This window comes from Bradyrhizobium sp. (genome assembly GCF_049512235.1).
GTDB lineage: Bacteria > Pseudomonadota > Alphaproteobacteria > Rhizobiales > Xanthobacteraceae > Bradyrhizobium.
This window is the reverse complement of record NZ_JBEKXH010000271.1, coordinates 1-8,951: the sequence shown is the minus strand read 5'-3', so window position 1 is coordinate 8,951 and position 8,951 is coordinate 1. Positions and strand designations below refer to the sequence as shown.

9 protein-coding genes and 1 pseudogene are annotated in these 8,951 nt (G+C 62.1%); 7 read left to right on the top strand and 3 right to left on the bottom strand.

Annotation, left to right across the window (positions count from 1 at the left end; genetic code table 11):
• Window positions 1-408: pseudogene (locus ABSG20_RS22555) on the bottom strand (tyrosine--tRNA ligase); the annotation flags it as partial.
• Between the two features lie 146 nt (window positions 409-554).
• On the opposite strand from ABSG20_RS22555, the gene ABSG20_RS22550 reads away from it, so the two are divergent.
• On the top strand, window positions 555-1,664 hold the full coding sequence (locus tag ABSG20_RS22550; RefSeq protein ID WP_423866727.1) for an anhydro-N-acetylmuramic acid kinase: 1,110 nt from the start codon (window positions 555-557) through the stop codon (window positions 1,662-1,664).
• Between the two features lie 178 nt (window positions 1,665-1,842).
• Here ABSG20_RS22550 and ABSG20_RS22545 read toward each other — a convergent pair whose 3' ends face one another.
• On the bottom strand, window positions 1,843-2,490 hold the full coding sequence (locus ABSG20_RS22545; protein WP_159009389.1) for an alpha/beta hydrolase: 648 nt from the start codon (window positions 2,488-2,490) through the stop codon (window positions 1,843-1,845).
• 9 nt (window positions 2,491-2,499) lie between these two features.
• On the opposite strand from ABSG20_RS22545, the gene ABSG20_RS22540 reads away from it, so the two are divergent.
• Window positions 2,500-2,835 (top strand): hypothetical protein, encoded by a 336-nt coding sequence (locus ABSG20_RS22540; protein ID WP_423866726.1) that lies wholly within the window; start codon window positions 2,500-2,502, stop codon window positions 2,833-2,835.
• 115 nt (window positions 2,836-2,950) lie between these two features.
• Here the strand turns inward: ABSG20_RS22540 and ABSG20_RS22535 are convergent, their stop codons facing one another.
• Complete coding sequence (locus ABSG20_RS22535) at window positions 2,951-3,235, bottom strand: hypothetical protein (RefSeq protein ID WP_423866725.1); 285 nt, start codon at window positions 3,233-3,235, stop codon at window positions 2,951-2,953.
• A gap of 148 nt (window positions 3,236-3,383) precedes the next feature.
• Between ABSG20_RS22535 and ABSG20_RS22530 the strand changes: the two genes are divergently transcribed.
• From ABSG20_RS22530 to ABSG20_RS22510, 5 genes are all read left to right on the top strand, one after another.
• On the top strand, window positions 3,384-4,541 hold the full coding sequence (locus ABSG20_RS22530; protein WP_423866724.1) for a cysteine desulfurase family protein: 1,158 nt from the start codon (window positions 3,384-3,386) through the stop codon (window positions 4,539-4,541).
• A 94-nt stretch (window positions 4,542-4,635) separates the two neighbouring features.
• Window positions 4,636-6,129 carry a Fe-S cluster assembly protein SufB gene (sufB, locus tag ABSG20_RS22525; protein ID WP_423866723.1) on the top strand — a complete coding sequence of 498 codons (1,494 nt, stop codon included), beginning with the start codon at window positions 4,636-4,638 and terminating at the stop codon, window positions 6,127-6,129.
• Between the two features lie 39 nt (window positions 6,130-6,168).
• Window positions 6,169-6,921, top strand: a complete 753-nt coding sequence (gene sufC / locus ABSG20_RS22520; RefSeq protein ID WP_423866722.1) for a Fe-S cluster assembly ATPase SufC — start codon at window positions 6,169-6,171, stop codon at window positions 6,919-6,921.
• 19 nt (window positions 6,922-6,940) lie between these two features.
• Window positions 6,941-8,266, top strand: a complete 1,326-nt coding sequence (gene sufD, locus ABSG20_RS22515; RefSeq protein WP_423866721.1) for a Fe-S cluster assembly protein SufD — start codon at window positions 6,941-6,943, stop codon at window positions 8,264-8,266.
• Window positions 8,263-8,951 (top strand): aminotransferase class V-fold PLP-dependent enzyme (locus ABSG20_RS22510; RefSeq protein WP_423866720.1); only part of this gene is annotated, 689 nt, incomplete at its 3' end. The genes sufD and ABSG20_RS22510, both read left to right, overlap by 4 nt.

The following is an 8,951-nucleotide window of genomic DNA, read 5'->3' as shown; positions in this document are numbered from 1 at the left end:
GTTCAGTTTGGTCAGCCATTCGGCATTGTCGAGCATGATCGCATCGCTTGAGCCCGTGCCATAGCGCAGCACCTTGGCGAACACGCCACGGATACTCGCTTTGTTGGCTTCGATTTCCTCGACGCTGCGCAGCGCGCGCGATTCGTCCTTGCCGGAGGGATCGCCGACCATAGTGGTGCCGCCGCCCATCAAGGTGATCGGCTTGTTGCCGCTTCGTTGCAGCCAGTGCAGCATCATCATGGTCAGGAAATTGCCGATATGCAGCGAAGGTGCGGTGCAGTCGTAACCGACATAGGCGATTGCCTCACCTCTCGCGGCGAGCGCGTCGAGGCCGTCGAAATCGGAACATTGGTGGATAAAGCCGCGTTCCTGCAAAACATTCAGAAAATCTGACTTAAAGGCGGTCATCTGTGTGCGGCTCTGATCATTTTTATTTCACCGTATTTCAACGGAGACGCGCTAACCAGCCAGAAAGGGCTGCCGGTTCAGGGCGCGCTGTGGCATTATAAGAACTGCCCGATGGATACAAGCCGGGCATCAAGGGCGGAAGCACCATGGCCGCGACGATGATGGCAATTGGTCTGATGAGCGGTACCTCGCTCGACGGGGTCGACATCGCCTTGATCGAGACCGACGGCAAGCTTGTGCAGGCCTTTGGCCCCTCGGGCTACCGGCCTTATGCCGAGAACGAGCGCGTTCTGTTGCGCCAGGCCCTGACGGACGCCGTCGATCTGCCGCAGCGCGAGGCGCGGCCGGGCATCCTGCGTGAGGCCGAGCGCGCCGTCACGATCGCGCATGCCGAGGCTGTCGCCACCTTTACCGCTCAGAACCATATCAACCGCGAGGCTATCGATATCGTCGGTTTTCACGGCCAGACGGTGCTGCACCGGCCGGCGCAAAAAATGACCGTGCAGATCGGCGATGCCGCAGCCCTCGCCAGGGCGATCCAAATCCCGGTGATGCATGATTTCCGCGCCGCCGATGTCGCCGCCGGCGGGCAAGGCGCACCCTTCGTACCGGTCTATCACCGCGCATTGGCCCAGTCGCTGCAGCGCGAGGGTCCGATGGTCGTGCTCAACATCGGCGGCGTCTCCAATATCAGCTATATCGACGGCGCCGATACCTTGATCGCCTGCGATACCGGGCCCGGCAACGCGCTGCTTGACGATTTCATGTTCCGCGTCACCGGCCAGCAGTTCGATTGCGAAGGCCGCATGGCAGCCCAGGGCGACGCCGATGAAGCCTGGGTCGCCCGTGCCCTGGAGCATCCATTCTTTTCGCTGCCACCGCCCAAATCGCTCGACCGCAACGATTTCGCATCCCTGGAGTTGCCCGACCTGCGGCCTGCCGACGGCGCTGCGACGCTGACCGCGTTCACCGCAGCGGCAATTGCCCGGATCGTGCCGCTGTTGCCGAAGCAGCCACGGAGCTGGATCTTGGCCGGCGGCGGCGCGCGCAATCTGACCATGCTCAGGATGCTGCGCGAGCGGCTCGAGCCGGCAACCGTCGAGACTGCCGACGCGCTCGGCTGGTCGGCCGATGCCATCGAGGCGCAGGCCTTCGGCTTTCTGGCCGCGCGCGGTCTGAAAGGCCTGCCGTTCAGCTATCCCGCCACGACCGGCGTCCCCGTCCCGATGACAGGGGGGGTGATCGCCCGGCCGTGACCGGTTGCCGCGGGTCTCAGCTACCGCGGAATTATGGAGCAAACGCCGCCGGGGCCCAAAACCCAGGTAGCTTGCCCATAGTGCCGTTCATCCAGAAAGGATGGACGAGCGGGGAACCGGCGGGTTGTTGGCGCCCGCATCGCCGTAAGCCGCGGTTCGTGGCGCCACCATGCCCGCCTCAGCGAACGTTGGCGAGCCGCATGTCGAGATAGCCTGTCACCGTCTCCATCAGCGGCTGCAGCTTGCCGTCGAAGAAGTGGTTGGCGCCCGGGATGATCTGCTGATCGATCACGATACCCTTTTGGGTCTTAAGCTTTTCGACCAGCGTGTTGACGTCCTTGGGGGGCACCACGGCATCTTTCTCGCCATGCACGATCAGGCCCGAGGACGGGCAGGGCGCCAGGAACGAGAAGTCATAGAGATTGGCGGGCGGCGCGATCGAGATAAAGCCTTCGACCTCCGGCCGGCGCATCAACAACTGCATGCCGATCCAGGCACCGAACGAAAAGCCCGCGACCCAGCAGGCGCGCGCTTCCGGATTAATGGTCTGCGCCCAATCCAGCGCCGAAGCCGCGTCCGACAGTTCGCCGGTGCCGTGATCGAACGATCCCTGGCTGCGGCCGACACCGCGAAAATTAAAGCGCAGCACGGAAAACCCGCGGTGCGCGAATGCGTAATAGCACTGGTAAATGATCTGATGATTCATCGTGCCGTGGAACTGCGGATGCGGGTGCAGCACCATCGCAATCGGCGCGTTCTTCTGCTTGGCCGGATGGTAACGGCCTTCGAGGCGGCCCGCGGGGCCGGTGAAGATGACTTCAGGCATTGATGATCCTTGGCAAAATCAACCGACTTTGTGCTGGCTTCATCCGGCTCCGGCCGACAAAACTTTGCAAAGAGAGGGATGAACGAGGGCCGTCGAACGATGCGCGAACGGCGCTCGGTTAACTCTGGAGGCCGGGTTCTAGCATGGAGCCAGGGGCAAAAAGCAAGGATTTTGTGCATCATGGAGGCGGCGGAAGGCCCGCCGAAACGCTGGAATAAGGCTTTGCTGCGCCAGTGCAAATTTTCTTTCATCGCGCCGGCGGGAGGGACTTCTGCGGCGCCATCAGCGATCGGCGTTGCTATCGCTTGTAACGGGCGCCGAATGCATCGCGAGCGCTTCAACTGACACGCGCTCTACGGCACCGTTCCTGTTCGGGTTTCTGGTGGCAAGGCACGAGCGCGTCTGGATCGCGATCTCGCGCTTTCGCCGGCCGGGTCAGCTGCTCGCCGCCGCGATGTTTCTATCTTGGCTGGTTCTGCGACAGATCTACGCGCCCGGCCAGCCGGTGCCGCTTGCCGTAAATATCTACGCCGGGGTCGCCTATGGCTGTTACCAGTGGTGTTGCATCGTCGCGGTGCTCGGTTTCGCCCGATTGTGGCTGAACCGGTACAGCCCCGCGCGCCGCTATCGGACCGATGCGGTCCTTCCCTACTATATCGTGCATCAGACCGCGATTATCCTGATCGCGCACCAACTCAAGGAGCTCGGCTTGCCGGCTGGAGGTCAGCATCGTGATCGTCGGCACGGTTGTAAGTTGCGCTGCGATCTACGAGATTGTCCGCCGCGTGCGCGTGCTGCGGCCGCTGTTTGGACTGCGCCTCGGAAATGGGAACCAGGCATCGGCCGATCCTCGGCAGATTCGGCCGCTTCAGGCCGAAAACTAGCAAGGTTTTATGTCTTCGCGGGTTTATCTCGACTGGAATGCCACCACTCCGCTTCGCCGCGAGGCGCGGGAGGCGATGTCCGCGGCCTGGGATGTCTGCGGCAACCCCTCATCCGTGCATGCCGAGGGCCGCAAGGCCCGCCGGCTGGTCGAGAACGCCAGACTTGGGATTGCCGGTGCGGTGGGTGCCGTGCCGCGAAATGTCGTCTTCACCTCCGGTGGCACCGAGGCCAATGCGCTGACGCTGGCGCCGGGGCTTTGGCGAGGTTCCGGGCGTCCGGTTGAAAGACTGGTGGTCTCGGCCGTCGAGCACCCCTCCGTGCTTTCGGGCGGGCGGTTCGCAGCCGAAGCGATCGCCAGGGTCGGCGTCGGCAATTCCGGCCTGATCGATCTTGTGCAGTTACGCGCCGCGCTCAGCAGCGGGCCGCCCGCACTGGTTTCGGTGATGCTGGCCAACAACGAAACCGGTGCGCTGCAGCCGGTTAAGGAGGTGGCCGAGATCGTTCATGCCGCGGGCTCTTTGCTGCATGTCGACGCGATCCAGGCGCTTGGAAAAATAAACTTTGATATCAATATGTTGGGAGCGGATCTCGTGACGCTTTCGGGGCATAAGATCGGCGGTCCCAAGGGCGTCGGCGCGCTGGTGCTGGCCGAGGGTCTGTCAGGCCTGGAACCGTTGCTGCGTGGCGGGGGTCAGGAAAAGGGACGCCGGGCCGGGACCGAGAACATTGCGGGAATTGCGGGGTTCGGAGCCGCCGCCGAGGCCGCCATCAGCGCCCTTGTGGCTGATGCTGCCCATCTCGAAGGCCTGAGGGATCGGCTTGAAAGCGGCTTGCGGGAGACCTCCGGAATGATGGTTTTCTCTGACGGCGTGCCTCGTCTGCCAAATACCACCCTGTTCACGGTACCTGGTCTCAAGGCGGAGACGGCCGTGATTGGCTTCGACCTCGAAGGGATCGCGGTATCTTCAGGTTCCGCTTGTTCTTCGGGCAAGGTACAACCATCGCATGTGCTCAATGCCATGGGTTTCAACGCCGGGGTCGCACAAGGAGCGGTGCGCCTCAGTCTGGGCTGGTCCACGACATCGGAGGACATCGGTCGCTGCCTGGAGGCTTGGCGAAGGCTCAAAGGTACCCTACTTAAGGGTTGCAAACGAAACACAGCTTGAACGGTTCTAAGACAGGTGATTTCCTGGTCGCGATGACGTAAAAGCATTGGAATGATCCACACCGCGGTCCTTGAAACCGCGAGCGGAGGATGGAATGGCGGCCGTACAGGAGACCGTCGATCGGGTTCGCCAGATCGACGTCGATCAATATCGATATGGATTTGAGACGATTATCGAGTCCGACAAGGCCCCAAAGGGGCTGTCGGAAGATACTGTCCGGTTCATTTCCGGGAAAAAGAACGAACCGGCGTGGATGCTGGAATGGCGGCTGGAGGCCTATCGCCGCTGGCTGACCATGACCGAGCCGAAATGGGCCCGCGTCGACTATCCCAAAATCGATTACCAGGATCTCTATTACTACTCCGCGCCGAAGAAGAAGGCGCTGGCCTCGCTTGACGAGGTCGACCCGGAAATCCTGAAAACCTACGAGAAGCTCGGCATCCCCTTGCGTGAAGTCGAGATGCTGGAAGGCGTGGTGCGCAAGGACGGTGACAAGGCTCCCGGCGAGCGCAGGATCGCCGTCGATGCGGTGTTCGATTCGGTGTCGGTAGCGACCACCTTCCAGAAGGAACTGAAGCAGGCCGGCGTCATCTTCATGCCGATCTCGGAGGCGATCCGCGAGCATCCCGATCTGGTGCGGAAATATCTCGGCACGGTCGTGCCGACCTCGGACAATTATTTTGCCACGCTGAATTCGGCGGTGTTTTCCGACGGCTCGTTTGTCTACGTGCCGCCCGGCGTGCGCTGCCCGATGGAGCTGTCGACCTATTTCCGCATCAACGAGCGCAACACCGGGCAGTTCGAGCGCACGTTGATCATCGCCGACAAGGGCGCTTACGTCAGCTACCTCGAAGGTTGCACCGCGCCGCAGCGTGACGAGAACCAGCTTCACGCCGCGGTGGTCGAACTAGTGACGCTGGATGACGCCGAGATCAAATATTCGACGGTGCAGAACTGGTATCCCGGCAATTCCGAAGGAGTCGGCGGCATCTACAATTTCGTGACAAAACGCGGCGATTGCCGCGGCGCCAATTCGAAGATTTCCTGGACCCAGGTCGAGACCGGATCTGCGATCACCTGGAAATATCCGAGCTGCATCCTGCGCGGCGATAATTCCCGCGGCGAGTTTTATTCGATCGCGATTTCGAACGGCCACCAGCAGGTCGACAGCGGCACCAAGATGATCCATCTCGGTAAGAACACCACGAGTCGGATCATCTCCAAGGGCATTGCGGCCGGCGTGTCGCAGAACACCTATCGCGGCCTCGTCACCGCGCACCGCAAGGCCACCGGCGCGCGCAATTTCACGGCCTGCGATTCGCTTCTGATCGGCGACAAATGCGGCGCGCATACCGTGCCCTATATCGAGGCCAAGAATTCCTCGGCGCTGTTCGAGCACGAGGCGACCACCTCGAAAATCTCCGAGGACGTGCTGTTCTATTGCGTGCAGCGCGGACTCAGCCAAGAGGAAGCCGTCGGCCTCGTGGTCAACGGTTTCGTCAAGGACGTGCTGCAGCAGTTGCCGATGGAATTCGCCGTCGAGGCGCAGAAGCTGATCTCGATCAGCCTCGAAGGGAGTGTGGGCTGATGGTTGAACCAGACAACCTTGTGCTGAGGGACAGATTGAATGCCGTTGCTTGAAGTGAAAAATCTGCAGGTCCGTGTCGAGGAGCGTGAAATTCTCCACGGCCTTTCGCTCACCGTGAACCAGGGCGAGGTGCACGCCATCATGGGGCCGAACGGCTCCGGCAAATCGACGCTCTCCCACGTCATCGCCGGCAAGCCGGGCTACGATGTGACCGCGGGCGAGATCCTGTTCAGGGGCGAGAACCTGTTGGAGATGGCCCCGGACGAGCGCGCCGCCAAGGGCGTTTTCCTGGCGTTCCAGTACCCGGTGGAAATCCCTGGTGTCGCGACCATGAATTTCCTGCGCACGGCGCTGAACGCCCAGCGCAAGGCGCGCGGCGAAGCCGAGCTGTTGGTGCCGGAATTTTTCAAGAAGGTGCGTGAAGTCGCCGCCGCGCTCAATATTCCGATGGACATGCTGAAGCGCGGCGTCAATGTCGGCTTCTCCGGCGGCGAAAAGAAGCGCAACGAAATTCTGCAGATGGCGCTGTTCGAGCCGAGCCTGTGCATCCTCGACGAAATGGACTCCGGACTCGACATCGATGCGCTGCGGATCGCCGCCGATGGCGTCAACGCGCTGCGCTCGCCGGACCGCGCGATGGTGGTGATCACGCATTATCAGCGGTTGTTGAACTATATCGTGCCGGATTTCGTGCATGTGATGTCGAATGGCCGGGTGGTGAAGAGCGGCGGCAAGGAACTGGCCCTGGAACTCGAGGCTTCCGGCTACGCGCAGTTCGAAGACGCGGCCTGACGCATAAGCGGATGTGGTGATGAACGTAGTGCTGGCAAAAACCGAAACCGGACGTCCGCTACGCGATGTCTTCGCCGTCGCGCGGAGCCGGCTGCCGGGTACGGGCAAGGTTGCCGATTACAGGCGGCAGGCCTTCGATGCCTATGAGCGTGCAGGCTTGCCACACCGGCGCATCGAGGACTGGAAATACACCGATTTGCGCACGCTGATGCGCGAAGTTCTACCGCTCGCCGCCGAGCCGGATGCGGCGGCGCTGGCGCGCGCGGACGCGGCCCTGCAACGGCATCCGATCGAAGGCGCATGTCGGCTGGTTCTTGTGGATGGGGTGTTCGCGCCAGAGCTTTCCGCAACGGGTTATCTTGAAGAGGGACTTGCCATCCGCTCGCTGCGCGAAGTGCTGGAAGGGGGCGATGGCGCGCTTGCGGCGCAGTTGCTGGCGCCCGACAACGCCAATGCGATGGTGGCGCTCAACGGCGCGATGATGACGGATGGCGTCGTGGTCGAGGTCGCCGATCACGCCGTGCTGACGCAGCCCCTCCATGTCGTCCATATCGCCGGCGGAGGAACACCGTCGGCGATGTTTACCCGTTCCATGCTGAAGCTCGGCAAGGCTGCCGCCGCGACGCTGGTGGAAAGCTACATCGCCGCGGATGGCGCCGGGGCTTATCAGGTCCACGACGCGCTTGTCGTTTTGATCGGCGACGGCGCGCGGCTTGACCATGTTCGCTTGATCGAGGACGGCGGCGAAGCCTTCAACATTTCCTCGGCCGTGGTGACGCTGGGCGCCAACGCCCATTTCAACACCTTCGGCATGACCAGTGGCGGGAATGTCAGCCGTTATCAGGCCGTCATTGTCGTTGCCGGGGAGGGATCGCGGGTCGAGACCAACGGCGTCAACCTTCTCAATGGCCGCCAGCATGCCGACACCACCCTGTTTCTCGATCACGCGGTGCCGAACTGCGCAAGCCGTGAAGTGTTCCGCGCGGTGGTCGGCGATCGCGGACATTCGGTCTTTCAGGGCCGTATCATTGTCCGCCCCAGGGCGCAGAAGACCGATGCCAAGATGATGACCCGGGCGCTATTGTTGTCCGACGAAGCCGAGGCCGACAACAAGCCCGAGCTGGAAATCTTTGCCGACGACGTTACTTGCGGGCACGGCGCCACCACAGGCGCGCTCGACGACAGCCTGTTGTTTTACCTGCGGGCGCGCGGCCTTTCCGAGAAGGAGGCGCAGGCGCTCTTGATCCAGGCTTTCGTCGGCGAGGCCATCGAATCGATCGCCAATGACGGCTTGCGCGAACTCGCCACCTCGGCGGCGCAGCGCTGGCTGGCGGCACGGGGTTGAACATGCATCCAGCGGTCGCCAACGGTTCCTATGACGTGGCCCGGGTGCGGGAGGATTTTCCTGCACTGGCACTCAGGGTCTATGGCAAGCCGCTGGTCTATCTCGACAACGCCGCCTCGGCGCAGAAGCCCAAGGCGGTGCTCGACCGCATGACCGAGGCCTACACCAGCGAATACGCCAACGTGCATCGCGGGCTGCATTACCTCGCCAATGCGGCAACCGAAGCCTATGAGGGCGGCCGCGCCAAAGTGGCGAAATTTCTCAATGCCGGGCGCGCCGAAGAGATCGTCTTCACCCGCAACGCCACCGAGGCGATCAACCTGGTGGCGTCGTCCTGGGGTGAGCCGAATATCGGGGCTGGCGACGAGATCGTGCTCTCGATCATGGAACATCACTCCAACATCGTGCCCTGGCATTTCCTGAGGGAACGTCATGGCGCCGTCATCAAATGGGTCGATGTCGACGACGAAGGCAATTTCCTGATTGAGGAATTCGAAAGAGCGCTGACCTCGCGTACAAAACTTGTTGCGATCACGCAGATGTCGAATGCGCTCGGCACCATTGTGCCGGTCAAGGATGTCATTCGGATTGCCCATGCCCGCGGCATCCCGGTTCTGGTCGACGGCAGCCAGGCCGCCGTTCACCTCACCGTCGACGTCAGCGATATCGACTGCGATTTCTATGT

Coding starts and splice junctions, on each gene's coding strand:
- sufD (WP_423866721.1), top strand. CDS start 6,941: ATGAACGTAGTGCTGGCAAAAACCGAAACCGGACGTCCGCTACGCGAT.
- ABSG20_RS22550 (WP_423866727.1), top strand. CDS start 555: ATGGCCGCGACGATGATGGCAATTGGTCTGATGAGCGGTACCTCGCTC.
- ABSG20_RS22545 (WP_159009389.1), bottom strand. CDS start 2,490: ATGCCTGAAGTCATCTTCACCGGCCCCGCGGGCCGCCTCGAAGGCCGT.
- ABSG20_RS22530 (WP_423866724.1), top strand. CDS start 3,384: ATGTCTTCGCGGGTTTATCTCGACTGGAATGCCACCACTCCGCTTCGC.
- sufB (WP_423866723.1), top strand. CDS start 4,636: ATGGCGGCCGTACAGGAGACCGTCGATCGGGTTCGCCAGATCGACGTC.
- sufC (WP_423866722.1), top strand. CDS start 6,169: ATGCCGTTGCTTGAAGTGAAAAATCTGCAGGTCCGTGTCGAGGAGCGT.